The sequence below is a fragment of the Oscillibacter sp. genome, from assembly GCF_031978065.1.
Lineage (GTDB): Bacteria > Bacillota > Clostridia > Oscillospirales > Oscillospiraceae > Oscillibacter.
This window is the reverse complement of sequence record NZ_DALZCH010000019.1, coordinates 14,446-39,306: the sequence shown is the minus strand read 5'-3', so window position 1 is coordinate 39,306 and position 24,861 is coordinate 14,446. Positions and strand designations below refer to the sequence as shown.

The 24,861-nt window shown below is 58.2% G+C and carries 25 protein-coding genes; all 25 read right to left on the bottom strand.

The window, feature by feature from the left end; genetic code table 11:
* Positions 1-87 precede the first annotated feature (87 nt).
* Complete coding sequence (locus tag RTK01_RS04750; protein ID WP_312279869.1) at positions 88-1,224, bottom strand: aminotransferase class V-fold PLP-dependent enzyme; 1,137 nt, start codon at positions 1,222-1,224, stop codon at positions 88-90.
* Between the two features lie 91 nt (positions 1,225-1,315).
* On the bottom strand, positions 1,316-1,567 hold the full coding sequence (locus RTK01_RS04745) for a DUF3343 domain-containing protein (protein WP_312279868.1): 252 nt from the start codon (positions 1,565-1,567) through the stop codon (positions 1,316-1,318).
* Between the two features lie 151 nt (positions 1,568-1,718).
* On the bottom strand, positions 1,719-2,201 hold the full coding sequence (ispF, locus tag RTK01_RS04740; RefSeq protein ID WP_312279867.1) for a 2-C-methyl-D-erythritol 2,4-cyclodiphosphate synthase: 483 nt from the start codon (positions 2,199-2,201) through the stop codon (positions 1,719-1,721).
* Positions 2,198-2,929 carry a 2-C-methyl-D-erythritol 4-phosphate cytidylyltransferase gene (ispD, locus tag RTK01_RS04735; RefSeq protein WP_312279866.1) on the bottom strand — a complete coding sequence of 244 codons (732 nt, stop codon included), beginning with the start codon at positions 2,927-2,929 and terminating at the stop codon, positions 2,198-2,200. The genes ispF and ispD overlap by 4 nt, the downstream gene beginning before the upstream one ends.
* Before the next feature lie 40 nt (positions 2,930-2,969).
* Positions 2,970-3,449, bottom strand: a complete 480-nt coding sequence (locus RTK01_RS04730) for a CarD family transcriptional regulator (RefSeq protein WP_312279865.1) — start codon at positions 3,447-3,449, stop codon at positions 2,970-2,972.
* Between the two features lie 179 nt (positions 3,450-3,628).
* Complete coding sequence (locus tag RTK01_RS04725; RefSeq protein ID WP_312279864.1) at positions 3,629-4,975, bottom strand: butyryl-CoA:acetate CoA-transferase; 1,347 nt, start codon at positions 4,973-4,975, stop codon at positions 3,629-3,631.
* A 387-nt stretch (positions 4,976-5,362) separates the two neighbouring features.
* A complete protein-coding gene (locus RTK01_RS04720; RefSeq protein ID WP_312279863.1) occupies positions 5,363-7,309 on the bottom strand; it encodes a bifunctional 4-hydroxy-3-methylbut-2-enyl diphosphate reductase/30S ribosomal protein S1 in 1,947 nt (648 codons plus the stop codon).
* Entirely contained in the window at positions 7,306-7,941 is a 636-nt protein-coding gene (locus RTK01_RS04715; protein WP_312279862.1) for a lysophospholipid acyltransferase family protein, read from the bottom strand. Before RTK01_RS04715 ends, RTK01_RS04720 begins: the two co-directional genes overlap by 4 nt.
* Positions 7,938-8,612, bottom strand: a complete 675-nt coding sequence (gene cmk / locus RTK01_RS04710) for a (d)CMP kinase (protein ID WP_312279861.1) — start codon at positions 8,610-8,612, stop codon at positions 7,938-7,940. Before cmk ends, RTK01_RS04715 begins: the two co-directional genes overlap by 4 nt.
* 11 nt (positions 8,613-8,623) lie before the next feature.
* Complete coding sequence (locus tag RTK01_RS04705; protein WP_312279860.1) at positions 8,624-9,859, bottom strand: NAD(P)/FAD-dependent oxidoreductase; 1,236 nt, start codon at positions 9,857-9,859, stop codon at positions 8,624-8,626.
* Complete coding sequence (locus RTK01_RS04700) at positions 9,852-10,718, bottom strand: MurR/RpiR family transcriptional regulator (protein WP_312279859.1); 867 nt, start codon at positions 10,716-10,718, stop codon at positions 9,852-9,854. Before RTK01_RS04700 ends, RTK01_RS04705 begins: the two co-directional genes overlap by 8 nt.
* A gap of 274 nt (positions 10,719-10,992) precedes the next feature.
* The gene (locus RTK01_RS04695) at positions 10,993-11,700 is read right to left on the bottom strand and encodes a pseudouridine synthase (RefSeq protein WP_312279858.1); all 708 of its coding nucleotides are present in this window, start codon (positions 11,698-11,700) and stop codon (positions 10,993-10,995) included.
* A 130-nt stretch (positions 11,701-11,830) separates the two neighbouring features.
* A complete protein-coding gene (locus tag RTK01_RS04690; protein ID WP_312279857.1) occupies positions 11,831-12,943 on the bottom strand; it encodes a D-alanyl-D-alanine carboxypeptidase family protein in 1,113 nt (370 codons plus the stop codon).
* Between the two features lie 42 nt (positions 12,944-12,985).
* Positions 12,986-13,384, bottom strand: a complete 399-nt coding sequence (ytfJ, locus tag RTK01_RS04685) for a GerW family sporulation protein (RefSeq protein ID WP_293009119.1) — start codon at positions 13,382-13,384, stop codon at positions 12,986-12,988.
* Between the two features lie 13 nt (positions 13,385-13,397).
* Positions 13,398-14,072 carry a hypothetical protein gene (locus RTK01_RS04680; protein WP_312279856.1) on the bottom strand — a complete coding sequence of 225 codons (675 nt, stop codon included), beginning with the start codon at positions 14,070-14,072 and terminating at the stop codon, positions 13,398-13,400.
* Positions 14,073-14,111: 39 nt separating this feature from the next.
* Positions 14,112-14,735 (bottom strand): SMC-Scp complex subunit ScpB, encoded by a 624-nt coding sequence (gene scpB, locus RTK01_RS04675; RefSeq protein ID WP_397352325.1) that lies wholly within the window; start codon positions 14,733-14,735, stop codon positions 14,112-14,114.
* 10 nt (positions 14,736-14,745) lie between these two features.
* Positions 14,746-15,531 carry a segregation/condensation protein A gene (locus RTK01_RS04670; RefSeq protein WP_312279855.1) on the bottom strand — a complete coding sequence of 262 codons (786 nt, stop codon included), beginning with the start codon at positions 15,529-15,531 and terminating at the stop codon, positions 14,746-14,748.
* Between the two features lie 12 nt (positions 15,532-15,543).
* A complete protein-coding gene (locus tag RTK01_RS04665; protein ID WP_312279854.1) occupies positions 15,544-16,200 on the bottom strand; it encodes a site-2 protease family protein in 657 nt (218 codons plus the stop codon).
* Positions 16,201-16,345: 145 nt separating this feature from the next.
* Positions 16,346-17,635, bottom strand: coding sequence for an L-serine ammonia-lyase, iron-sulfur-dependent, subunit alpha (locus tag RTK01_RS04660; RefSeq protein WP_312279853.1), 1,290 nt, complete (start codon positions 17,633-17,635; stop codon positions 16,346-16,348).
* Between the two features lie 279 nt (positions 17,636-17,914).
* The gene (gene recN, locus RTK01_RS04655; RefSeq protein ID WP_312279852.1) at positions 17,915-19,597 is read right to left on the bottom strand and encodes a DNA repair protein RecN; all 1,683 of its coding nucleotides are present in this window, start codon (positions 19,595-19,597) and stop codon (positions 17,915-17,917) included.
* A 40-nt stretch (positions 19,598-19,637) separates the two neighbouring features.
* Positions 19,638-20,093 carry an arginine repressor gene (locus tag RTK01_RS04650; protein WP_312279851.1) on the bottom strand — a complete coding sequence of 152 codons (456 nt, stop codon included), beginning with the start codon at positions 20,091-20,093 and terminating at the stop codon, positions 19,638-19,640.
* Entirely contained in the window at positions 20,083-20,973 is an 891-nt protein-coding gene (locus tag RTK01_RS04645; protein ID WP_312279850.1) for an NAD(+)/NADH kinase, read from the bottom strand. The genes RTK01_RS04650 and RTK01_RS04645 overlap by 11 nt, the downstream gene beginning before the upstream one ends.
* The gene (locus tag RTK01_RS04640) at positions 20,970-21,794 is read right to left on the bottom strand and encodes a TlyA family RNA methyltransferase (RefSeq protein WP_312279849.1); all 825 of its coding nucleotides are present in this window, start codon (positions 21,792-21,794) and stop codon (positions 20,970-20,972) included. Before RTK01_RS04640 ends, RTK01_RS04645 begins: the two co-directional genes overlap by 4 nt.
* Before the next feature lie 33 nt (positions 21,795-21,827).
* Entirely contained in the window at positions 21,828-23,678 is a 1,851-nt protein-coding gene (gene dxs, locus RTK01_RS04635; protein WP_312279848.1) for a 1-deoxy-D-xylulose-5-phosphate synthase, read from the bottom strand.
* A gap of 42 nt (positions 23,679-23,720) precedes the next feature.
* The gene (locus tag RTK01_RS04630; protein ID WP_312279847.1) at positions 23,721-24,284 is read right to left on the bottom strand and encodes a hypothetical protein; all 564 of its coding nucleotides are present in this window, start codon (positions 24,282-24,284) and stop codon (positions 23,721-23,723) included.
* Positions 24,285-24,861: the final 577 nt, after the last annotated feature.

The following is a 24,861-nucleotide window of genomic DNA, read 5'->3' as shown; positions in this document are numbered from 1 at the left end:
ATGTTACCCGCTTTTCAGGATTTTTCCTCCGAACGCGGCGTTGCCGCCCGGGCCCCGAAAGACGGGTGCGGGCGGCTGTGGGGAAAATCAGTCGGAAAGGCGCTTCAGGATTCCCGGCAAGGCCTCCAGAAGCAACTCCACCTCTTTTTCCGTGTTAAACGCGGAGAAGCTGAGCCGGACGGTACCGCTTTCTATCGTTCCGGCCGTGCGGTGGGCCAGCGGCGCGCAGTGCAGACCGGATCTGACCGCGAAGCCCGCCTCCGTCAGAGCGTTGCCCACAAATTCAGAATCCACTCCGTCCACCACAAAGCTGAGCACGCCGGTCTGGTCAAAGAGGTCCCTTCTCGCGCAGACGCAGACGCCGGGGAGCTTTCTCAACCCCTCCGAGGCCTGCAAGGCCAGTTTTCGCTCGTGGAGGCAGATGGCGTTCTCCCCCTTTCCTCGGACAAAGCGAATCCCCTCCAATAGGCCTGCGATGCCGGGTACGTTATGAGTTCCGCTTTCCAGCCGGTCCGGAAGAAAGTCCGGCATTTCCTGCTGGATGGAAACGCTGCCGGTCCCCCCCTCTATGAGAGGGTTTCCATCCATCTTGTCACCGCAGAGCAGAACGCCGGTGCCCTGTGGTCCGTACAGCCCTTTGTGCCCGGGCATGGCGGCAAACGCCGCACCCATTTCCGCCATGTCCAGTGGCATCACTCCCGCGGACTGGGACGCATCAATGATAAAGGGCACGCCCCTCTCCCGGCAGAGCGCGGCCACGGCCTCCACCGGCTGCACCACGCCGAAGACGTTGGATACATGACTGCAAACCACGGCATCCACGTCGGGGGTAATGGCTTTTTCAAAGGCCTCCGTGGTCAGGTCTGGCCGGAACAGCGGCGCGCCGGCCACAATAATTTCCGCGCCCAGCGCCGCAAGGGGCCGGGTGACGGCGTTGTGCTCATAGCCGGAAATCACCACACGCCCACGGCGGGGGACAAGGCTTTTGATGGCGATATTCAGCCCGTGGGTGGCGTTCATGGTGAATACCACCCGATCCGGCTCCGATATATGAAAGAGCTCGGCCAGTTCCATGCGGCAGGAGAACAGCGTATCTGCCGCCTGCATGGCCGCCGGATAGCCGCCGCGCCCGGGAGAGCTCATGGTCTGCAGGGCTTTCACCATTGCCCGGCCCACCGTCTCCGGTTTTTGGAAGCTGGTAGCCGCACTGTCCAGATAAATCATAGTCAACCTCCTAAAATAGTTTCCAAAGCGGCGTTTATACCCCGCGTTCCAACGCTATCCGGGGTCCGGCGGCAAAGCCGCCGGACGCGGTTCACAGAGAAATCTCCACGTATTTTCCCTGTTGTAACAAATATAATTTCGCGGGGTAAAGCCCCGCCGACCGAAGAATCGACAGTGCGGGACGCAGCGCCCCGCCCGTCACTTCTACGGCATACGCACAGCCCAGATTGCTCAAATCTCTGGGAGCGCGGAAGATGCGCGTCCGGATCCCCGCGGCCATCAGCATCCTTTCCATCCGTTGGGCATAGGTCACAGAGCGGGCGATCATCCAATATTGTTCCACGGACACTCCTCCTCTCCCCATAGTTTATGCGGACCGAAAAAAGGGGTGAGAACCGAGACAACAAAACATTGACGGACCGCCGCAAGCCTTTTAGGGCCTTGAAAAACAAACGGAAGGCCCGTCCTTTCGGACGAGCCTCCCACATCAATTGTCATTCCTTTTCCAAAAGCACCGCTGCCTGCGCCGCCATACCGGAGCCGTCTCCCGTGAAGCCAAGGCCCTCCTCCGTGGTGGCCTTTACATTCACGCGATCCCTCTTCACGCCCAGCGCTACGGCCAGATTCTGCGCCATTTTCTCTTTGTAGAGGGCAATTTTTGGTCGCTGGGCAATCAGCGCGGCATCCACGTTCACCACCGCATAGCCCCTCTCCCGTAAAAGTGCCGCCACCTGCCGCAAAAGAGCGATACTGTCCGCTCCCGCGTATTGAGGGTCATTGTCCGGAAACAGGGTTCCGATGTCGCCAAGCCCCGCCGCGCCGCATAACGCGTCCATCACCGCGTGGGTCAGCACGTCCGCGTCGGAATGACCCAGAAGTCCCTTTTCCCAAGGAATTTCCACGCCTCCCAAAATCAGCTTTTTCCCTTCTACCAGCCGGTGAACGTCATATCCCTGACCAATGCGCAGCCCCGTCATAGCCGACCCTCCCTGGCGTCCAAAATTGCCTGGGCCAGAATCAAATCCAGCGGCGTGGTAATTTTCAGGTTCTCCTCGTCTCCGTCCACCAAATACACAGTCTTGCCCAGCCGCTCCACGGCGGAGCAGTCGTCCGTCGTTTCCGCCCCGGCTTCTATGGCGGACTGAAGCGCCGCCTTCAACAGGCTGGCCTCAAACACCTGCGGTGTCTGCACCGCAGCCAGAGCGGAGCGATCCAGCGTTTCTTCCACCTGTCCGTCCCGCACGGTTTTCACCGTGTCCTTCATGTGGATTGCCGGGGCGGCGGCGTTGCACATTGCTGCCTTTTCAATCACACTGTCAATCAGCTCCGGCGGGGTCAGCGGACGCGCCCCGTCCTGCACCGCCAAAAGCTCCGTTTTCTCATCGGCCTCCATCGCCGCCAGCAACACAGAATGGGTCCGAGACTCTCCCCCCCGAATCACCTTGACGCATTTTGAAATATCATATGTACGGCACAGCTCGGAAAAGGGCAGGATATCCTCCTCCCGAGCCGCCACGATGATGGCGTCCACTCGCTGCGCCCTTTGAAGAGCCAGCAGGGTCCGAGCCAAAACGGGAATGCCGTCCAGCGGCTCCAGCAGCTTGTTGACGCCCTCTCCCATCCGGGAGGAACTGCCCGCAGCCGCTACCAGTGCTGTGCAGAAGGGACGCTGCGCGTCCCTGAAACGGTGAAAGAAACGGAACATTCGATCTCCTCTTCCCCGACCGGCTTTCTCCGGTACGTATTCATACCTCCATGGACTCGTCCAGCCGCTGCTCCACCTGCTCATAGCTGCCCACGCCGGTAAGCACAATTTCCGAAATCAAAATCTGCTTGGCGTTATGGAGCATTTTCCGCTCCCCGGTGGAAAGGCTTCGTTCCCTGTCCCGCATGGTCAGACTCTTGATCACCCGGGCCAGCTCATAAAGGTCCCCGCTTTTCAGCCGCTGGAGATTTTCGCGGTAGCGCTTGTTCCAGTTGGTGCTCTCCTCAATGTTCATGGCGGGAAGCGCGCTGAACAGCGCCTCCACCTCCGCCCGGCCCGACACAGGCCGCAAGCCGATGGCGTCGCTGTTGGCCGTTGGAATTTTCAACAGAAGGCCACCCACCATCATCTTAAAGACATAGTAATCCTGCGCTGCGCCGCCGAGCTTCTCACACACAATGCCGTCGATCACACCGGCGCCGTGCATGGGATGAACCACCATATCTCCGACACTGAACATTTCAGGCTCCTTTCATGTCCCGGATGCGTTTATCGCAGTTATCAAAATTCCAAAAATCTTAAATAGATGATATCACATTTCGGATAATCTTACAAGTATAACCTGAAAAATGTTGCGTAAACCGTAAAAAAGCCGCCCTCCACAGCACTGTGAAGGGCGGCTTTTATCAAAATAGAACTTTATTTCTTGTTGGACCGGCGCCAGATGTGCATTTTCTCCGCTTCGGCGATCAGCTCTTCCCGGAACTGAGGATGTGCAATGCTAATGATGGCCTCGGACCGCTGCCATGTGGCCATGCCCTTGACGTTGACTTTGCCGTACTCCGTCACCAGATAGTGCAGGTTGGTGCGGGTGGCGGTGACAACGGATCCATTAAGCAGTGTGGGGCGGATGCGGGAGGACAGCTCTCCGGTTTTTTTGTCCTTTACGGAGGAGGAGCAGCAGATAAAGCTCTTGCCGCCCTTGGACAGATATGCACCCAGAACAAAGTCCATCTGGCCGCCCGCGCCGGAGATGTGGGTGGTGCCGGAGGACTCGGAGGAAACCTGCCCGTACAGATCGATGTCCACCGCGCCGTTGATGGAGACAAAGTTGGGAATCTGGGACACGCGGGCAATGTCGTTGGTATAATCCACGGGAGCCGCCATGCACTGGGGGTTATTGTCCAAGAACTCATAGAGCTTCCGGGTACCCGCGGCAAAGGTATAGGTCTGGCGACCCTTGTCAAAGGGCTTGTATTTACCGGTGATTTTTCCGGCCTTGGACATATCCACAAATGCGTCCACGTACATCTCGGTATGTACGCCCAGATCTTTCAGATCGGACTCGGCAATCAGCTTGCCCACAGTGCCGGGCATGGCGCCGATACCAAGCTGGAGGCAGGCTCCGTTGGGAATCTCCTCCATGACAAGGCGGGCGATGGCAAGATCCGTCTCGCTGGGCTGCACCACGCCGCCCAGTTCATCCAGAAGGTTGTTGTCTCCTTCTACAATCATATCCACGTCGTCGATGTGAATGCAGTTTTCAAAGCCGCCGTGGCAATAGGGCATGGAGGTGTTCACCTCCACAATAATGCATTTGCTGCGCTCACTGGCTGCCTTCAGGTGGGAGCAACTGGGACCAAGGTTGAACCAGCCGTGGGTATCCATGGGAGAAACCTGTATCATCAGGACATCGATGGGCGCCATATTCTCGCGGTAGTACCGGGGAAGCTCGGAGTACCGGATGGGAACGTAAAACGCCAGTCCCTCCTTGGCCATCTTCCGCTCCAGACCACCCATATGCGTGGAGTTCCATGTAAAATGCTGTGCCGCATCGGGAATGTTCATTACGGCGGGACGGTGGGTCAGAACGCCGCCGCGGATATTTACGTCGGTCAGCTCGCCCGCGCGCTTTGCCAAAGCCTTATCCAGCGCGTCGGCAGTACCCACGCACCAGCCGTAATCAATCCAGTCTCCGGATTTGACGACCTTGACAGCCTCGTCCGCAGTTTTCAGTTTCTGTTTATATGTCTCCTGATAGCTCATGAAAAATTCCTCCCTGTTTTTTCAATAAAACCATGCACTTTCAAAGATTGTCAATATTGTAACATAAGCGTTTTTGGAATGCAATCAAATCTGTGAAATTTGCGCGCGAGATTTCCAGAGGGGCGACATTCAGCAAAGCCCTGCGCGGGAGGAGCACCATCCGTCGCTACGCTTGATTTTCCCGGAAAAAACCGGAATTTACAGAAAGCCGCTGTCGGTTGCCTGTCTTCCGTCCCTCAATATTTAAAAATTTTCAAAAATTTGCCGAAGGCGCTTTGTCCGCATTCGGCGGAATGAGCTTATCCCGTCAAGAAGTCGGACACAAAGAAAGCTCCGGAAATGCAAAAGCATTTCCGGAGCCACGTTGTTTATAAATTGACGCGAGACTTACTCAGCGTCTGCGCTCTCCTCAGCCGGAGCCAACAGGGAGCGGATAGACAGGGAAATCTTCTTCTTCTCCTCGTCCACAGCAATGATCTCGGCATCTACTTCCTGACCCTCGCTCAGCACATCACCGGGCTTTTCAATGCGCCGGTCGGCAATCTGGGAAATATGAATCAGGCCGTCCACGCCGGGGACAACCTCAGCAAACGCACCGAAGGTCATCAGCTTGACGATGCGGACCGTAGCCACGTCGCCCACGCGGTACTTGCTCATGAAGTCTTCCCAGGGGTTCACGCCGCGATCCTTTACGCCCAGAGAAATCTTGCGCTTCTCAGCATCAAAGGAGATGACATAGACCTCCATAGCATCGCCCACCTTGCAGACCTCGGAAGGGGTCTTGATGCGGCTCCAGCTCAGCTCGGAAATGTGCACCATGCCGTCCACACCGCCGATGTCCACAAACACGCCGTAAGCGGTCATGGATTTGACGGTGCCGGTATAGCGCTTGCCAACCTCGATGCTGTTCCACACCTCGTCCTGCGCGGCTCTGCGGGCCTCGTCCGCCACGGAGCGGATTGACCCCACCACACGGCGGCGGGCACGGTTGACCTCGGTGATGCGGAGCTGCGCCTTGGACTTGACCATGGTTTCAAGGTCCGCGCCGCGGGGCATACCGCTCTGAGAAGCGGGCACAAACACGCGCACGCCCTTAACGGAAACGACAACACCGCCCTTGTTGACCTCGGTGACGACGCCTTCCATCACGGTCTTGTCCTCGACGGCCTGTTCGATGTTCTCCCAGACCTTCACGGTGTCAAGACGCTTCTTGGACAACTCGGCATAACCCTCGATGTCGTTGACGCGGACGATATATGCCTCGATCTCGTCGCCCACCTTCAGAAGCTCCTCAGGCTTGGCGTTGGGATCGTCGCTCAACTCGCTGGCCTTGATGTACGCGGCCTGCTTGGCACCCACATCCACCTGCACCTCCGTGGGACCCACGGCCGTGACGATGCCGGTTACCTTTTCGCCTGTATTTAAAGTCTTAAAAGATTGATTCAGCAGTTCCTCAAAGGATTCCTCGCCGCTTTCGACGTTCTTGATTTCTTCACTCATCGTTGCATATACCTCCTTAATGATGCCCGCAGGCGTGGAGGCACCGGCCGTCAGACCTGCAACAGAGCAACCATTGAAAAAATCCGGCGAGAGCTCGTCCGCCCCCTCAATTTGGAGAACGCGCGGGCATCTCTCAATACAAATTTCCGTCAAATGTTTGGTGTTTGCACTTCTGGGGTCTCCAACCACCACCATCGCGTCCACCCGACCGGCAATCTCTGCCGCCTCGGATTGACGCTTACGCGTAGCATTGCATATTGTATCAAATATTTTGGCGTTTGTACACTGTTTTTTTAAGATTTTTACGGAAGTCTCAAAAAGTTCACGAATACAGGTGGTCTGTGCCGCCACCGTGATGGGAAGGTCCCGCCGTGCTGGGTCCTCCGCAAGCCAGGCGGCAAGCTCCTCCGGCCCGCCGAAAATCAGCGGATGCCTGCAATAGCTGGCAATTCCCTGAATTTCGGGATGGTTTCGCTCGCCGATGATGATGACCTGCCGTCCGTCTTCCTCTGCCTGCCCAACAAGGATTTGAATCCGCAGCACGTTGGGACAGGCGGCGCTGACGCAGTGAAGTCCTCGCGCCGTCAGTTCCTCCACCATCTCCCGCCGCTCTCCGTGAGAGCGAAGCACCACGGTTGCGCCCTCCGGCGCGTCCTCCGGCCCCGCGATTTTCCGCACGCCCAGAGCCTCCAGCTCCGCCACCACATGGGCGTTGTGAATCAGGTCCCCCAGCATAACGCAGCAGCCGCTCTCGGCGGCAGCTTTTTTTGTCAGCTCTACCGCCCGCTCCACGCCATAGCAAAAACCGGCACTCTGCGCCAAGAACACTTTCACAGCGGCTTCCCTCCCACGGCCTGCCCGCCCAGAGCGTAGGCCGCCGCCAGAACTTCGTCTGCCACCGTCTGAATTTCCTCCGCCGTGCCGTGCTTCCCGGTAATTCTCGGCTCATAGGGCTCGCCGAAGATAATGCGGGTACGCCGGAAGGGCTTTTTCTCGCCGTCCACAAACACCGGCACCAGCTTTGCTCCCGTGCGGATTCCAATCATGGCCACGCCGCCGTGGGCGTGGGCGGGCAGGCCATCCACATGACCAAGGCCGTTCCGAACGGTGGTTCCCTCCGGAAACATCAGCAGATTGTCTCCGGATTTAATGGCCTGCATTGCGGTTTTGACCGACTGAATATCTCCGCCGCCCCGGCTGACGGGAAACACCCCCACCCGGCGCAGAATCCAGCCCAGAAGCGGATTGCGGAACAGCTCTTCCTTTGCCATAATGTGCAGTCGGTAATTTACCGGCAGCACCAGCGCCACCATCACCGGGTCCCAGTCGCTGGCGTGGTTGGGGCACAGCAACGCCCCTCCTCTGGGCAGACGGTCCATCCCTTCCACCTTGGCAGGATGAAGAAGATGCGTGATAAAACCCACTACATAGTAGATAAACACAAAGAAACAGTTGAAAGGCTTCATTTCAGCGCCCCCTCCACCACACGGGAAAGCGTGGACAGGCTCTCCTGAAAATTCAGCTCCGTGGTATCCACCGCCACGGCCCCCTCTGCCAGCCGCAGCGGCGCGGCAGCGCGGTGGGAGTCGTCCCAGTCCCGCTGGACAATCTCGCTGCGCACCTGATCCAGCGCTTCGGGCGTTCCCCGCTCCGAAAGCTCCAGATACCGGCGCTTTGCGCGGACCTCCACCGAGGCGGTGAGAAAAATTTTCACGTCCGCGTCGGGCAGGACCACCGTACCGATGTCCCGTCCGTCCATCACCACGCTGTGATTCCGGGCCAGCTCCCGCTGCATTTCCAGCAGATACGCCCGAACCTCCGGGTGGGCGGAGACAACGGAGGCATATTTGGAAACCTCGGGAAGGCGAATCTCTTCCGACACGTCTTCCCCGTTTAAAAACATGCGCTGCGTTTCATCCTCACCCCGGCGCAGCTCCACCTTTGCCTGCGGAAGCAGCCGCAGCACCGCCGCCTCGTCTGCCGGGTCCACCCCGCAGCGGCGGACATAGCAGCCGACGGTCCGGTAAATGGCGCCGGTATCAATGTACAAATATCCTTTTTCCTTTGCCAGCGCCCGAGCCAGGGTGCTCTTCCCCGCGCCGGAGGGCCCGTCGATGGCAATGCTCACGTTCTTCATGGGAATGCTCCTTACTCCTTGGTATCCGCCGCTGCAAAGCCTGCGGCGCGCCCGGTGGCCCAGGCAATTTGCAGGTTAAAACCGCCGGTATAGGCGTCCACATCAATCAGCTCTCCTGCAAAGTATAGTCCCTTTACAACCTTTGATTCCATAGTGTGCGGGTCAATCTCACGTACCTTTACACCGCCGGCGGTGACAATGGCCTCCTCCACCGGACGGGGCGCTTCGACGGCAATGGGAAACTGCTTCAAAAGGCGCAGCAGGCCCTGCCGTTCCTCCCGCGTTACGTCGTGTACCTTTCGATGCGGAGAAATCCCACAGCACTCCACCATGACCGGAATCAGCTTTTGGGGAAGCAGGTCGCTCAGTGCGTTGCAAAAATCGCTGTTGGCGTATTTTTCAAAATCCGCCAGCAGCCGCTTGTCCAGCTGTCCCTCGTCCAGCGCGGGCTTTAAATCAATTTCAAGCCGATACGCCTTTTCTCCGAAATGCCGCATATGGGCAGAGGCGGACAGGACCAACGGGCCGCTGACTCCAAAATGGGTAAACAGCAGCTCGCCAAAGTCTGTATGAATTTTTTTGTCGTTTTCAAAAACCGACAGCTCCACGTTTTTCAGGGAAAGACCCTGCAAATCCGCGCAGAGGTTCCCCACTTCCCGCAGGGGCACCAGAGAGCCGCGCAGGGGCGTGACCGTGTGGCCCGCCTGCTCCGCGAACCGGTGTCCGTCTCCGGTGGAACCGGTGGCAGGGTAGGAAATTCCGCCGGTGGCCAGAATCACCGCGTTGGCATTCAGCAGTCCCCGTTCCGTTTCCACCCCCCGGACCGCCCCATCCTCAAGCAGCAGGCTTTCCGCCCGCCGCCGCAAAATGGATACGTTCAGCTTTTTCAGCCGCCGCTCCAGCGCACCGCTGACATCAAAAGAGCGGTCGGACACGGGAAATACCCGCCTTCCCCGCTCCACCTTCAGTGGAACCCCCAGCTCCTGAAAAAACGCCATGGCGTCCCGTCCGTCAAACCGGGAAAAGGCACTGTAAAGAAATTTCCCGTTGCGGGGGACGTTGACCAGCAGCTCCTCGCACCCGGAATCGTTGGTGACGTTGCACCGGCCCTTGCCGGTGATATTCAGCTTTTTTCCAAGGCGGTCACCCGGCTCCAGCAGCGTCACGGACGCCCCCCGCTCCGCCGCCGAAATCGCAGCCATCATGCCGGCGGCTCCGCCGCCGACCACCAGAACCTTTTTATTCATCGTCTGCCTTTCCAAACACGCCGTAGGTTTCCCAGATATCCTCCAGCTCGGAGAAGATGTTGGACACATCTTTCCCCAGACGGAAGCCCAGCGCCACCAGCAGGGCGTTTACCATGGACATGGGAGCCACCATGGAGTCCACAAAGGAAATCATTTCGCTGGGAGCCAGCACCGCCGCACTGGACATCTGCCCCAGAGGGGACATCTCGTTGTCCGTGATGCCCAGAATTGTCGCGCCCCGGTCCTTGGCAAATTTCGCGGTATTGATGGTAGACTTGGAGTACCGGGGAAAGCTGATGGCCAGCATCACGTCACCGGGTCCGATGCGGAATAGCTGTTCAAAAATCGCTCCCGCCTCGTTGGATTGCACAAGCGTTACATTGTCCAGCAGCAAATGCATGTAAAAGTTCAGATACCCCGCCACAAAGGAGGACGACCGCACGCCTAGAATATAGATGTGCCGCGCCCGCACCAGTTCATCCACCACAAGGTCAAACTCCCTGCGATCCGCCTTGTCCGCCACCATCCGCAGCCGGTCAAAATCAGAACGCATCACGGAGGACAGCACGTCATGTCCGCTCATCATGCTGTCCGCCACCTGAATGCGCTGGGTAGAGGTCAGGCGGCTGCGGATCATTTCCTGCAGCGTCCGCTGCAAGGCAGGATAGCCCGCGTAGCCCAGTTCATAGGCAAAGCGGACCACCGTGGATTCGCTGACGCCTGAGAGCTGCCCCAGCTTGCTGGCCGTCATGAACGCGGCCTTGTCATAGTTCTCCATAATATAGGAAGCGATGCGCTTTTGTCCCTTTGAAAAGCCGCTCATGCCGCTCTCCAGTGTATATAAAATGCCTTTCGCCACGATTTTCCCCTCCGCCGTATCTCTTCTTCCGGGTCAGCGCACCGAGCGCTGACCAAGTGTGATGAATAGCTTATCATATTTCCTGCATTTTTTCAATAAAAACCTTTGTCTTTTTGATACAGTGGCCTTGAGAAAACGGTTGTTTTCTGAAATTTCTTGGAATTGCAACGGATTCCTAATATAGAAGTAACCATAAAAATTGCAGGATTTATAAAAATCCTGCAATCATATCCCTTCCAGCAGCAGAGAAGATACGGCAGCAACATCCCCCCTGTCACTGTGCTTGCAGCGCAGACAGTTCTTCCTCCGTCAGATATCGCCACTTCCCCTCCGGCAGCGCGCCCAGCTCCAGAACGTGCTCCCGCACCCGCCGCAGCCGAAGGACCGTCAGCCCGCATTGGACGCACATACGCCGAATCTGGCGGTTTTTTCCTTCGTGAATGACCACGCTTAGCCGCGCCCGATCCCCGTTTTTGAAAAGTACCGCCACCGTGGCTGGAGAAATACGCTCCCCTTCAAGCTCCGTAACAGCCCCAAGAGCAGCGTCCGCCCCGGCCCGGAAGCCGGAAACCTCCACCTCATAGGTTTTATCAATCTGAAAGCTGGGGTGAATCATCCGCTGCATCAGCGCCCCGTCGTTGGTCAGCAGCAGCAGCCCCTCGGAATCCATATCCAGCCGCCCCACCGGAAACACCCGTGTCCCTGCATCCTTCACCAGCTCCGTCACCGTGGGGCGGCCCTTCTCGTCGGAAAGGGTCGTCACATAGCCCCGGGGTTTGTTCAGCAATATGTAGGTTTTGTGTTCTCTCCGCCCAAGCGGGGCGCCGTCCACACGCACGTCGTCCCGGTCCGGGTCGGCCCGGTCGCCCAAATAAGCGGTCTGGCCGTTCACCATCACCCGCCCGCCGGTAATCCATTCCTCCGCCGCCCGGCGGGAGCACAGCCCCGCGGCGGACAGCAGCTTTTGCAGACGTTCCTCCATGTCCGCTGCTCCCTTCTGTGTATCAAAATTGGAAAGGCCGCGCTTGCCGCGCGGCCCCAGACCTTCGGGATGAGTTTCCCGCGCCAAACGGTCTGAATATTTCGGAACCCCGCGCCGACTGACGGCGCACTCAGCACTTCTTCAACAATTCACCCATACGGCGCAGCAGGCTTGAAGGAGGCTGGATGGCAGACAGCGCATCGCCGCCGCACAGCAGCTCCACCCGTCCCGTCTCCTTGCCGCTCAAGGTCAACACAGCATGTCCGACTTTTGTTCCCGCCGTCACTGGAGCCTTTACGCTCTCCGGCAGCTCAAATCGAACCTCCAGCTTTTCTCCCTGCGCCAGAGGCCAGGAAAAGCTCTCCGCCGCCACCACGGGGATTGCGGTGCTCACGCCCCCGGCCACCGCCAGCGTCCCCACCGTTTCGCCGATGGTCATGGCCCGGTGAGCGGGATATTGGGAGAACCCATAGTCATACAGCGCGGCATGATCCGCCCAGTCGTTCCCGTCCTGTAGCGTCACCGCCACCAAGCGCTGTCCGTTTCGCCGCGCGCAGGATACCAGCGTACGGCCAGCGGCTTTGGTATAACCGGTTTTCAATCCGATACAACCGTCCACATAGGAGAGCAGCTTGTTATGATTGGTCAGCGTCCGCCCGCCCACGGTGACGCTGCGGGTGGAGACGATGCGAGCAAATGATTCGTTGTTCATGGCGGCACAGGCCAGCACCGCCATGTCTCTGGCGGTGGAATAGTGCTTTTCGTCGTCCAGCCCGTTGGGATTTGCAAAGGAGGTGCCGCTCATGCCCAGTTCCTTTGCCTTTTGGTTCATCAGCTTCACGAATTTGTCCGTGCTGCCCGCCACGCCCTGCGCCACAGCCACGGCCGCGTCGTTTCCGGAAGAAAGCATCAGCCCGTACAGCAGAGTTTCCAGCGTCAGCTTCTCCCCCGCCTTCAGATACATGGAGGAGCCCTCCGTGTTGGCAGCTTCCGCCGTGATCTTCACGGTGCCGCGAAGCTCTCCGTTTTCCAGGGCCACCAGCGCCGTCATAATTTTCGTCGTGCTGGCAATCAGCATTTTCTTATTTTCATTTTGGGCATACAGCACCCGGCCTGAATCCACGTCCATTAAAATGGAAGACGTAGCAGAAGTGCTGACAGCCGCAACCTTGCAAGGAAAAATACTATACAGACATAAAAGGGCGCAAAGCAGCGCCGTGAAGCGTTTAAAACGAGTTTTCATCCACGATCACCTTTCCACTGAGGTGACCTTAGTATACCCCCGTCAGAACTCCTCTTTTTCCTTCTTTTTGTCGAAATATTTTTCCACTTTGTCCAGAATATCCGGAGCCATATCCACCAGCCGATCCACGGTGGACACCGGCGGCAGGGAAACCGGCAGAACACGGGTGGTTCCGTCCTTAATCACAAGAAACGCCACGGGGACAATTTTTACGCCCGCCCCGCTGCCGCCGCCAAAATTTTGGGGCTGGGTCGCGCCATAGTCTCCTCCGCCGCTGCCAAAGCCGAAGCTGACCTTGGAGATGGGGATAAGGGTCACGCCGTCGGGCGTGTTAATCGGCTGGCCCACGATGGTATTGGTGTCCACCATTTCGCGAATTTTTTCCATAGTGGAGCGCATCAGGTCGTTCAGCGGGTGCTTCTTCTCAACAGTATTATCCATAGCAATTTCCTTTCTATGCGGCAGATTTCGGTGCTTCCGTCTCCGCCGCTTTTTCCTGTCGCGGTCTGTCGTTTTTATGAGCCCGATAAAATTTTATAAACCAGCGCGCGCTGGGAATGAGCGCGCCAAAACCCATGGACAACAGCGTTCCCACGCGAATGGAAACGCCCACATGCCCTCGGATGTAAACATGCTCTAAGTCGTAATCCACCCCCACATGCAAGGACGGCTTGGGAATATCGATCAGTTCTTCCAGCAGCGGCATCACCGTCCACATGGCTGCGCAGACGCGGCCATAGTTTTCCGCCGCCGCTGCGGGGTCCTCCTGCCCCGGAAGTGTTGCTGACAGCGACAAAGGGTGGATGCGAATGCCTCGCCCAGTCCGCAGCAAAATTCTTCTCATTGGTCCCTGAAAGATATGATATGCGGATTTTAAGTCCTCCACCGTGGGGATAGGAATTTTCTTCACGGCTTTTGTCAGGTCTTTTGGCTTTTTTTTCTTTTTTTCTTTTTTGGGCTTGACAATTATCTTTGCCCCACCCTTGGCGGGCGCAACGCGAAAGCGCATGAAGCCAACGGCCACGTCCGCCGAGACAATCTCAGCAATGTCCACCCGGATGCCCAGCCGCACCCTGCACAGCAGGAGAAATAAGACCGCCAGACTAACCAGAATCTTCAGTAAGAGCAAGGTTCTCCCTCCTTCCGCGGCATTTCCGGGCGGCAAAGATTATTCGCCTTGTTCCGCCCCGTCGTCCTCTTCGGCCTCCCGCAGCTCGCTTCCCGCGTCCACAATCTCGCCGTTGTCCCCCAGGCGCATCTGTCCGGCGCCGCCAAAATCCGACAGTTCCGGCAAATCATCCAGCGAGTGGAGATGAAACGAGCGGAGAAAATTTTTCGTGGTACGGTACAGCCGGGGCCGCCCCGGCACCTGAAGCCGACCGCAATCCTCAATCAGCTTTCGGTCCAGCAGCAGCCCCACAGTGTAGGCGCTGTCCACACCCCGAATCTGGTCCACATATGCCCGGGTGACGGGCTGATAATAGGCGATAACCGTCAGCACCTCCAGCGCGGGCTGGCTGAGCTTGGCGGGCTTTCGGATTTCAAAGGCCCTGCGGATTACCTCCGCATATTCCGGCGCAGAGCATAGCTGCCACGTATCCTCCACATGGAGCAGCCGTACGCCCCGGCGGTCATAGGCATAGTGATCCATCAGGTTTTGCAGCACCCGCTCCGCCGTGGGGCGGTCCGCCTCCAGCGCAATACAGATGCGGTCGATATGCACCGGGTCGCCAGAGGCAAACAAAATACCCTCCGCGGCGGACTCGATTTCCTTCATGTCCAAATTTTCCATGCCGTTTTCCTTACAGTGTCAGATTTTCGGGCAGTTCCTGCTCCTGCTTCACGGTGCAGTCCGTCTCGGACCCGGCCAGTCGAATGATGCTGGCGCGGCACAGCTCCAGCACCGCCAAAAACGTGGCCACCACCTCGCTGCGGGTCCGGTTTCCCCGGAACAACAGCAAAAACCGGGTGATTCCCTCACTTTTAAGTCGCTGGATAATGTCCCTTGCCTTGCTCTCCACGGGATATGGCTCGTGGCGCACGATGTCGGCAAAGGCCGCTCTGGGGGGCGGCAGCGTCCGCTCCGAACGCTCCCGAATGTCCGCCATGGCCAGAATCAGATCCGCCGGGTCCTGATCATATTCAAAAATTTTTCCCCGCTCCACCGGCTCCGGCTGGCGGAAGATGACGCTGCGGCCAAACTCCCCCATAGGCTCCAGCCGCTTGGCCGCCGCCTTCACCACGCCGTAGCTCTCACTCCGGCGGCGCTCCTCCAACGACTTGATCAGGGCGTCCATTTCGCCCCGGGCCTCCTCGTCCTCGATGGACAGAAGCATCCGCGTCTTGAGATAGATGAGATGGGAGGCCATGGAGATAAATTCGCTGGCCACCTCCAAATCCATCTGCTTGCGGGCCTCCAGCCAGCAAAGGTACTGGCCGCAAATCAGGGAAATGGCAATGTCCTGAATTTCCAGCTTGTTTTTGCCCAGCAAAAATAAAATTAAGTCCAGCGGCCCCTCAAAGTCCTGCATTTCTTCCTGGGCTTTGGCCCGGACCACTTTTTCCAGCTTGAATACGGGACTTTCCAACAATCGTTCACCTCAATAAATCAGGTTCACCATAGCGGTGTACACGCCGTAGATTCCGCGGCCAATCAGTCCTCCGCCCACATCTGCAAAGGAGAGCAGCAACAAAAGCAGCATTCCGTACCGCTCGTAGCGCATCATCGTGAAATAAGCCTTATCGGGCAGCAGTGCGCCCAAGACCTTTGACCCGTCCAGCGGCGGAATGGGAATCAAATTAAACAGCCCCAGCCCGATGGAGAGAATGGCGGTGGAGTGCAGAAAATTGAAAATGCCGTCCCACACCGGTGTATACTCCGCGTACATGTAAATCCCACGGCTGGCAAAAAGCAGCGCCAGCGCCAATGCCAAATTGGAGAGCGGCCCCGCCAGCGCCGTCAGCGCCATTCCCCGTTTCGGGTCCTTGAAATAGCGCGGGTCCACCGGCACGGGCTTCGCCCAGCCAAAGCCCACGGTAAACATCATGGCAAGTCCAAACCAGTCGATGTGCCGCAGGGGATTTAAGGACAGCCGGTGCAGTTCCTTTGCGGTTTTGTCCCCTAAAGACAGGGCGGCCAGACCGTGGCACGTCTCGTGCACCGTCAGGCATAAAAGGACGGACGCTACCCGCAGCACCGCATCCAGCATGGAGGAAAGGTCAAGCTGCGCAAGCAGCGCCTGAATATAATGCAGCAAAGTAATCTCCTTGCGTTAAACGCATTTTAAAGTCAATGCCCACATTATAGCAGTTTTTCCCTTTCATGACAAGGAGAATCCTTGGAAAACACGCAAAAGAACGGGCGGGGAAAGCATGGCCTTCCCCGCCCATCCGTATCCGACGTTATCTTCCCTTTTGCAGCAGCATATCCAGCACAAGGTCGTCCATTTTGGGCGAACCGTCGTTGCCAAGCTTCACAAAATTGGCGATGGTCACCTCCGGGTCCTTCTCCACAATGCCGTCGGTGTGCTTCACGGTTTCGTCCCGCAGAGCCATTGCCGCGCAGTGGAAGGAGGTAAACACGCAGGTGGAGATTTTCAGCGCGCAGTCGGCCTTTGCCCCGTCGCACAGCATCCCCGTCACGTCCCCCAGCATATTGTTGACAGCGTAGCCGACCTGTTGTAAGCTGCCTCCCAATAAGTACACCAGTCCGCAGGCAGCGCCCGTGGCGGCGATGGTGGCTCCGCAAAGGCCAGAGAGCAGGCCGAAGTCCGCGTGAATGTGGATGGATATGAGATGGCTCAACGTCACGGCCCGGAACATCCGCTCGTCGTCAATCTTCAGGGACTTTGCCGCAGAGACAATGGGCATCGTTGCGGTAATCCCCTGATTCCCGGAGCCGGAGTTTGTGACCACGGGCGCGTTGGCCCCCGCCATGCGGGCGTCCGCTGCGCTGGAGGTGACGGCCACCGCCTCCAGCATCACATCGCTGCCCATCAGGCCGGATTCCTGACTTTTGCGGATGTGCCGCCCCACGTTCAGGCCGTAGTTGCCCTCCTCGCCTACCTTTGCAATTTCACTGTTGATTTTGATGGCCTGCTCAATCATGTGCAGGTCGTCTTTTTCCCGGTCCAGCGTTTCCACGAATTCATAAATCGTCTGAATACTCAAGGTATCCTTAATGACCTGCGGCGTGATGGGATCGGCGGCAGCTTCCTGCGCAGCCGTCTCCAGCGCTTTGTGGTCCGCCTCCACCAATGTCACATTGGTGTGGGCCCCCCGGATAATCGCGCGGGACTGATGCGCGTCGTTGGTCAGCTCCACTTCTACATAGAGCTTATCCGGTTCCTTCGTCCGGCCCATCTCCACCTGGCCGCTCTGCACCAGCTCCAAGGCTCTGGCTACATCCTCCGGCGAAGCGCCGTCCACCACCTGTAATCGGCGCTCCACCCGTCCGCACACGGCGCCCAGCGCCGCCGCGTAGTTCATGCCGGTGCACTCCGTTCCCGGTATGCCGGCAGCCATTGCGTTCTTGATGATGTTGACGCTGGCAAGCACCTTCACATGGGTGGGTTCTCCCATCAGGTGCTCCCGGGCGACAGCAGCGGTCAAGGCAATCGCCGCCGGCTCCGTACACCCGGTGGCCAGCATCATTTCGTGGTTTAGTATCTGACAGATCAAGGTACGATTCATGACAGTCCTCCTTTTAACATTTGTTTTCGTGGAAAAGACGCATCTGATTCTGTTTGTATTTTATCACCACCCGCATCAGAAAGCAAGAATAGATAGGTACCTCCACCCCTGATTCCGGGAGGGTTTGAGACGCCTGACATTCCATTCAATTTGCGCCAAAGGGAAGCGTCAAAAAAGCAGCGGACATTCCTCCGTCAGAGAAACGTCCGCTGTCTTTTATTTACCTTTTTGCGTGTTTTCGGCCTTTGGGAAAATCTGTTTTAACCAAGTACGCGGGCGTTATAGCTTGCTTCGGTATGCCTCCGCCCCGTCCAACAGCTCTCCCGCGCTTTGCAGCAGCGCGTCTGTCACCTTGCTGCCGCCGGTGATGCGGGCCAGCTCCTCCATACGCCGCCGACGGTCCAACTGAAGCACCTCAGTAAAGGTCCTTCCGCCCCGCTCTCCTTTTTCCACGGAAAAATGTACATCTGCCATGGCCGCAAGCTGAGGAAGGTGCGTCACGCACAGCACCTGCTTGTGCCGGGAGACTTGGGCCAGCTTTTCCGCCACCTTCTGTGCCGCCCGACCGGAAACGCCGGTGTCCACCTCGTCGAACACCAGCGTGCCAATCCGCTCCTGCTCTGCCAGCACATTTTTCAGCGCCAGCATAATGCGGGCCAGCTCGCCGCCGGAGGCAATCCGGGCAATGGGCTTCAAGTCCTCTCCCGCGTTGGCGGACATCAGAAAACGGATGGCGTCACATCCATCAGGCCCCGGCTCACTAGGCGTAAATTCAATGGAAAACCGGACCCGACCCATGTCCAGATCTTCCAGTTCTTTCAAAATCCGCTTCTCCAGCTCTCCGGCGGCGGATTTCCGCGTCTTTGTCAGCGCCGCACCCGCCACAACAGTCTTCTGCTGGGCGGCAGAAAGCTGGCCTGCCAGACGAGCCAGCGTGTCGTCCGCTGTCTCAATCTCGTCCAGTTCTCGGCGGCTCCGGTCCAGAAAGGACAGCATGTCCTCCACCGTGGCGCCGTATTTTTTCTTCAGGCGGTAGATCTGGTCCGCCCTACTCTCTACCGCGTCCAGCTCCTCCGGTGAAAAGTCAAACTCTCCCAGCATATCCCGCACGGAATCCGCAAGGTCATACGCTTCACAGCGAAGCTGTTCCAGCCGGTTCCAAATTTCTTCCAACCGTCCGTTGCGCCCCTTGACATGAGCAAGACTGTTTGCCGCCTCTTGAATCAGGGACACCGCGCCGCCGGTTTCATCGTCCCCGTTCAAGCAACCGTCCGCCCCCTGCACCGCCGAGAGATACTTCTCTCCGTTGCGCAGAAGGTCCCGCCGCTCCAAAATCTCTTCTTCCTCTCCGGGGCGCAGCTCCGCCCGTTCCAACTCTTGAATCTGAAACGTCAGACTGTCCACTTTGCGGGCCTTTTCCGCCTCGTCCATCCGCAGGGCGTCCATCTTGCGGCGCAACTCCGCCATAGAGCCGTAAGCGGCACGGTATTCCCCCAGCGTGCCCTCCAGTCGACCGAACGTATCCAGATACGCGCCGTGCCGCTCCTCGTCCAGAAGCTGCTGCCCGTCGTGCTGACCGTGGATATTCAAGAGCTCCGCGCCCAGTATCCGCAGCTGCGACACCGTCACCGGTCGCCCGTTGACCCGGCAGAGGTTTTTGCCGTCCGCATCCAGCTCCCGCTGGAGAATCAAAAGACCCTCCTCGTCCAACGCCCCGCCGCACTGGGCAAGACCGGGAAGGTCTGCCTCCACCCCGGAAAACTCCGCACTGACCAGCGCCCGCTTGCTGCCGGTGCGAATCAGGTCCCGGGAGGTCCTCCCCCCCAGCACCGCGCCCATAGCGTCAATAACGATGGATTTGCCCGCGCCGGTTTCGCCGGTGAGGGCGTTGAAGCCCGGGCGGAACTGAATGTCCGCCTGCTCGATCACTGCGATATTTTCAATGTGCAGCAGCTCCAGCATGGCTTCCTCCCCCTTTTCTATTCTGTAATGATACTTCCCCTTACATGTTAATCATTTCCTGAATTTCTTTACAGAAGGTTTCTGCCGAAGCGGTGTCCCGCATCACCAAAAACGCGGTGTCGTCCCCCGCCAGACTTCCCAGCATATAGCCCAAATCCATGTCGTCCAATGCGGCGCAGGCGGCGCTGGCCAGTCCCGGCATGGTTTTCACCACAACGATGTTTTGTGCGTTTTCAATACCCGTGATGCTCTCCCGGAAGATGGTACGCAGCTTCTCTGCAAAATTCAGACGGGTTCGGTTTCCAGACACAGAATATTTATACACCCCGTGCCCTACCGGCTCTTTTATGAGGTGCATCTGCTTGATATCCCGGGAAATGGTGGCCTGCGTGCTGGACACGCCTCGGGCCTGCAGCCGCTCCAAAAGCTGCTCCTGCGTCTCAATATCCTCCTGCCCGATAATCTCCAAAATCAGCATTTGCCGTTCATTTTTCATCTTCCTGTCCTCCCGGCAGCATTTTTCTTGCAAAGATTTCACAAAAACTTTTTTCGGTCAGCCGCACCAGCTTCAGCTCGTACTTGGACCGGCGCACCTGCACCTCGTCTTCCGCATGGAGAGAAAAGCCCCTGCTCTCGTCCACAAACAGATACACCGGTTTGCGTCCGTTTCGCTCGGTGCGGATGGACAGTGTGTGTCCGGGCGAGAGAACATACGAAGAAAACCGCATATTATGCGTACAGATAGGGCAGACCACCATGGCCTCGGCCTCTGGCTCCACCACGGGGCCACCGGCAGAGAGGGAATAAGCCGTGGACCCGGTGGGCGTTGCAATAATCACACCGTCTCCGGCAATGTCCGCCAGATGATGACCGTCAGACTCAATCCGCAGATGAATCACATGAGAGATGGGACCTTCCCGGATCACAGCGTCGTTCAGCCCCAGATTGGTGTAGACGGACCGCCCGTTCCGCAGGACATTCACGTCCAGCATCATCCGGCTCTCCGTTTCAAAATCCCAGACTGCCAGCCGCCGCAGCACCTCCAGCTCTCCCAGCTCCAGCTCCGCGATGAAGCCAAGACTCCCGGTGTTGACGCCCAGCACCGGCACCTTATTCAGCGCCGCCAGTTTGGCAAGGTGCAGAATCGTGCCGTCTCCGCCCAGCGTAATCAGCAGGTCCGCCGAGCGCAGCTCGTGGGTCAGCGGGCGCACCTCCAAATCCGCAAAGGACGTTCCCTCCCGTTGGTCGCGGAAGGGCGAACACACCACCGTCCGGAAGCCGCACTCGTGCAAAATAGCGCGGGCAGCTTTTGTGGCGCTCATATCCCGATCCCGGCTGGGATTGGGACAAAGAATGATCTTTTTGCCCTCTTTCATGTCTCCGCGCCCCCCTTCTCCGGCAGGTCAGTGTGCGATTCCTCTACCAGCGCCCGCAAATCAAAACCCGGCGCCTCCTCCGACGCGCCACAGCGCAAGAACCCCAAATACTCGATGTTGCCCTCTGGTCCTCGAATAGGAGAGTATGTCAATCCAGCTACTGTAAAGCCGGATTCCTTTGCATGATCCCAAAAATGCTCCAACACCTCGCGGTGTACCTCCGGGTCTCGGACCACGCCTTTTTTACCGACCTTTTCCCGACCTGCCTCCAATTGCGGCTTCACGAGACACACCGCGCCGCCTTTCTGCTTCAAACGACCCCTCAGAGCAGGCAGCCTCAGCTTCAGGGCGATAACGCTCCCATCCACGCTGGCACCATCCAGCTCGTCCGGTCCCTGTTCGTGTGTGAGATACCGGGCGTTTGTCCGTTCCAGACATACCACCCGCGGGTCGGACCGCCACTTCCATGCAAGCTGACCGTAGCCCACATCCACGGCATAAACCTTCCTTGCTCCGTTTTGAAGCATACAATCGGTAAAGCCGCCGGTGGAGGCCCCGATGTCGCCGCAAATGCTCTCTTTCAAATCAATGGGAAACACAGACATGGCCTTTTCAAGCTTCAGCCCGCCCCGGCTCACATAGGCAAGACCACCGCCCCGAACTTCGATTTCTTCGTCCACGGAATAGGCGGTTCCGGGCTTGTCCGCCCGCTGGCCCTTTACAAATACCAGACCGCTCATGATAACAGCCTGCGCCTTTTGCCGACTTTCCAGCAAGCCCCGCTCCACCAGCAGCAGGTCCAGCCGCTTCTTTTCACTCATGCTATGTCCTCCCCGCGAAATAACGCGGTATCCTCAACGGATTCCCTCCAAAACGGCCTTTACAACACCCTCTGCGTCCAAACCAAGACTGTGCCGCAGCTCTTCAACGGACCCCGCCGGAACAAAGCTGCGGCCAAGGTTTTTGAAAAGCATTCGCTTGGGCCCGCTGCCCCGAGCGGCAAGAATGCCGCCGACTCTTTGTCCTACGCAGCCGGAGCCGCAGCAGTCCTCCACCGCGAGAATGCATTCGCAGCCGGAGAGGATGGGCGCCAAATCCTCGTAATCCAGGGGCGCAATGCGGTTCAGTTTCACCACACCGGCGTGAACCCCCTGCTTCTCCAGCAAATCAGCCGCGTCCAGCGCCTGATTCACCAGCCCGCCGTAGGTCAGGATCGTCACGTCCATCCCTTCCCGCAGCCGCACGGCGGCAGCTTCTCCGCCGTCCTCCCGATAGCGGCCCTCGCCGCCTCTGGGATAACGGACGGCCACCGGCCCTTCGCACTCTAAAACCGCGCTGCGCAGCATTTGTCGCAGCTCCGCAAAACTGGCGGGGCAATACACTGTCATCCCCGGAACGGTAGGCAAAAACAGCGCGTCAAACGCGCCGTGGTGTGTTTCTCCGTCATTCCCCACAAGGCCCGCCCGGTCCACCCCCAGCACCACATGAAGTCCCTCCAGCGCCACATCGTGGAGCAGCATATCATAGCTCCGCTGCAAAAAGGTGGAATACACCGCGAATACGGGGATCATCCCCTGCGAGGCAAGGCCCCCGGCCATGGCCGCGCCGTGCCCCTCGGCAATGGCAACATCAAAAAACCGCTTTGGAAATTCCTTTTGAAAAAGGTCCAGCCCCGTTCCGTCAGCCATAGCGGCGGTGATGGCGCACACCCGTGGGTCCCGGGCAGCCAGAGAGACAAGGGTCTTTCCAAAAACAGAAGAAAAGCTCTCTGTCTCCCGCTTTTTTAAAAGTCCAGTCGCCGGGTCAAACGGCCCGATGCCGTGGAACCTGCCCGGGTCCCGCTGGGCAGGGGCATAGCCCCGCCCCTTCTCCGTGTGTACGTGGACCACCACCGGGCAGCGCAGCTCTCTTGCCCATTGCAGCATGTCGCACAGCCGGTCGATATCATGTCCGTTAATCGGCCCTAAGTAATTGAAGCCCATGTCCTCAAACAGCGTACTTCCGGGCCACAGGGCTTTTTTCAAAGAGGTTTTCATCCGGTGATTAAAGCGGTAAAGACCGCTTTTCATGGGTTCCGCGCCAAACAGGCTTCGATACCACTTTTTAAAATGATAATAGGCAGGCTTGCTTCGGATTTTTCCCAGATGCCTGCTCACCGCCCCCACGTTGGGGTTGATGGACATGCCGTTGTCATTTAAAATCACAATCAGTGGCTCTTTGGAAGCACCTGCGTTGTTCAGCCCCTCATAGGCAAGTCCACCGGACAGCGCCCCATCCCCGATGAGGGCCAGAACGCTGTGGTCCTTCCCCGTCAATGTTCTGGCCCGGGCCATGCCCAGCGCAACGGAGACGGAGTTGGAAGCGTGGCCCGCCACAAACGCGTCGTGCTCGCTCTCATAGGGCTTAGGGAAGCCCGACAGGCCCCCGAACTGCCGCAAAGAGCCGAACAGCTCTTTACGCCCCGTCAACGCCTTGTGGACATAGCACTGATGCCCCACGTCAAACACCAGCCGGTCGCTGGCGGTGTCGAACACCCGATGGATTGCCACCGTCAGCTCCACCACGCCAAGATTGGAGGCCATGTGACCGCCGGTTTGGGAAACCTGCTCAATCAAAAACCGCCGGAGCTCGTCGCACAGCGTATCCAGTTCCCCGCGGCTCAGCGCTTTCACGTCCGCGGGAGAATTGATGGTTTCAAGAATCATAGGTGTCTCTCTTTTCAAAAATTACAGAGCACCCCCCGCTCTTCATTTGGAAAAGCGATGGAATACGTGCAAAAGCTTTCCCGCAAGGAAAACCACGCGGGTGCTCTGATTGATGGCCAGTGATTTGCCCAGCGCCTTCCCACCGATAGTCAGTCCGGAAATCACCGCCGTGACCCCCGCGCCCAAAAGCACGCTGTGTACATCCATCAGCATCTGAAGCCGGGCCACAATGACGGCGGCAGTGGTGCCGGAGACGATGCCGCAGATGTCGCCCACCACGTCGTTGCAAAAGCTGCTGACGCGCCCGGCGTTGTGAAGAAGCATAATTGCCTCCGACGCGCCCGGCTCCTTGTGGGCGGCCATGGAGTGAAAGGGCCGCTCGTCGGCGGCGGTAACAGCCACGCCGATGATATCAAATAAAATGCCGAGCCCGATAAACCCCGCCAAAACCAGAAGCGCCGCCGCGATCCCCGCCCCGGTGAGCGCGCTTTCAGAAGCAAGGCTCAGCGCGGCAGACAGCGCCACGGCGATGAAAAAGATCCGCAGTGCCCAGCGGTACTGCGGCAACTCCGCGTCGTTTTTTCGTTTTCGTTTTGTTTTGCTCAATCTGTTGCCTCCCCGGGCACAGCAAAATTCCGCCGGAATCGGCGGTTTAAATATTTAGAATACTAAGTCGGCGGCGGTGAAAAAAGTAAATCTTACGGCTTAGGTACGGGTTGGATTTCCCCGCAGCGCACCTCTCGTTGCCGATGGAGGCGGTTCCCCTTTCGGCGCTGCGTCGCGGCGTTGCCGTCCGCACGACCCGATTGCCACTTAGTCCGCACTGTAATCCTTTTTTCGCCCTTGCGACAGCCTAGATGATTTCCACCTCAGTCTGTGCGTCTTTTTAGCCTCTTTTGCAGACGGGGTTTCAAAAGGCAATAGCATCTTCCTCTCTGGCCAGAGCGGAGTCTGCCTGAATCCTCTATCCACCGCGCCCACGCAAGGCAGGCTACATCTGCACACAGCGTTACGGACGAAACCGCCCGATGCACCGCATTGCAGGTTCATAATCTGTTTCGTACGCGGGCCGGGTACCCACATGGGATTACGTCCGCGCACAAGAACAGGTCTCCACAGAAACAGGGTCGGGTTGACCATGCCATTGCTCATCGCCCTGAGTCCGCAAGCGTGAAATCACGCT

What these genes read in the sequence shown, in the direction of transcription:
- RTK01_RS04705 (WP_312279860.1), bottom strand. Translation starts at nt 9,859, where the DNA reads ATGAATAAAAAGGTTCTGGTGGTCGGCGGCGGAGCCGCCGGCATGATG.
- RTK01_RS04695 (WP_312279858.1), bottom strand. Translation starts at nt 11,700, where the DNA reads ATGGAGGAACGTCTGCAAAAGCTGCTGTCCGCCGCGGGGCTGTGCTCC.
- RTK01_RS04750 (WP_312279869.1), bottom strand. Translation starts at nt 1,224, where the DNA reads ATGATTTATCTGGACAGTGCGGCTACCAGCTTCCAAAAACCGGAGACG.
- dxs (WP_312279848.1), bottom strand. Translation starts at nt 23,678, where the DNA reads ATGATTCTTGAAACCATCAATTCTCCCGCGGACGTGAAAGCGCTGAGC.
- ispD (WP_312279866.1), bottom strand. Translation starts at nt 2,929, where the DNA reads ATGTTCCGTTTCTTTCACCGTTTCAGGGACGCGCAGCGTCCCTTCTGC.
- RTK01_RS04725 (WP_312279864.1), bottom strand. Translation starts at nt 4,975, where the DNA reads ATGAGCTATCAGGAGACATATAAACAGAAACTGAAAACTGCGGACGAG.
- RTK01_RS04730 (WP_312279865.1), bottom strand. Translation starts at nt 3,449, where the DNA reads ATGTTCAGTGTCGGAGATATGGTGGTTCATCCCATGCACGGCGCCGGT.
- RTK01_RS04715 (WP_312279862.1), bottom strand. Translation starts at nt 7,941, where the DNA reads ATGAAGCCTTTCAACTGTTTCTTTGTGTTTATCTACTATGTAGTGGGT.
- ispF (WP_312279867.1), bottom strand. Translation starts at nt 2,201, where the DNA reads ATGACGGGGCTGCGCATTGGTCAGGGATATGACGTTCACCGGCTGGTA.
- RTK01_RS04650 (WP_312279851.1), bottom strand. Translation starts at nt 20,093, where the DNA reads ATGAAAAATGAACGGCAAATGCTGATTTTGGAGATTATCGGGCAGGAG.
- cmk (WP_312279861.1), bottom strand. Translation starts at nt 8,612, where the DNA reads ATGAAGAACGTGAGCATTGCCATCGACGGGCCCTCCGGCGCGGGGAAG.
- ytfJ (WP_293009119.1), bottom strand. Translation starts at nt 13,384, where the DNA reads ATGGATAATACTGTTGAGAAGAAGCACCCGCTGAACGACCTGATGCGC.
- recN (WP_312279852.1), bottom strand. Translation starts at nt 19,597, where the DNA reads ATGCTGGAGCTGCTGCACATTGAAAATATCGCAGTGATCGAGCAGGCG.
- RTK01_RS04645 (WP_312279850.1), bottom strand. Translation starts at nt 20,973, where the DNA reads ATGAAAGAGGGCAAAAAGATCATTCTTTGTCCCAATCCCAGCCGGGAT.
- RTK01_RS04690 (WP_312279857.1), bottom strand. Translation starts at nt 12,943, where the DNA reads ATGAAAACTCGTTTTAAACGCTTCACGGCGCTGCTTTGCGCCCTTTTA.
- scpB (WP_397352325.1), bottom strand. Translation starts at nt 14,735, where the DNA reads ATGGAAAATTTGGACATGAAGGAAATCGAGTCCGCCGCGGAGGGTATT.
- RTK01_RS04640 (WP_312279849.1), bottom strand. Translation starts at nt 21,794, where the DNA reads ATGAGTGAAAAGAAGCGGCTGGACCTGCTGCTGGTGGAGCGGGGCTTG.
- RTK01_RS04660 (WP_312279853.1), bottom strand. Translation starts at nt 17,635, where the DNA reads ATGAATCGTACCTTGATCTGTCAGATACTAAACCACGAAATGATGCTG.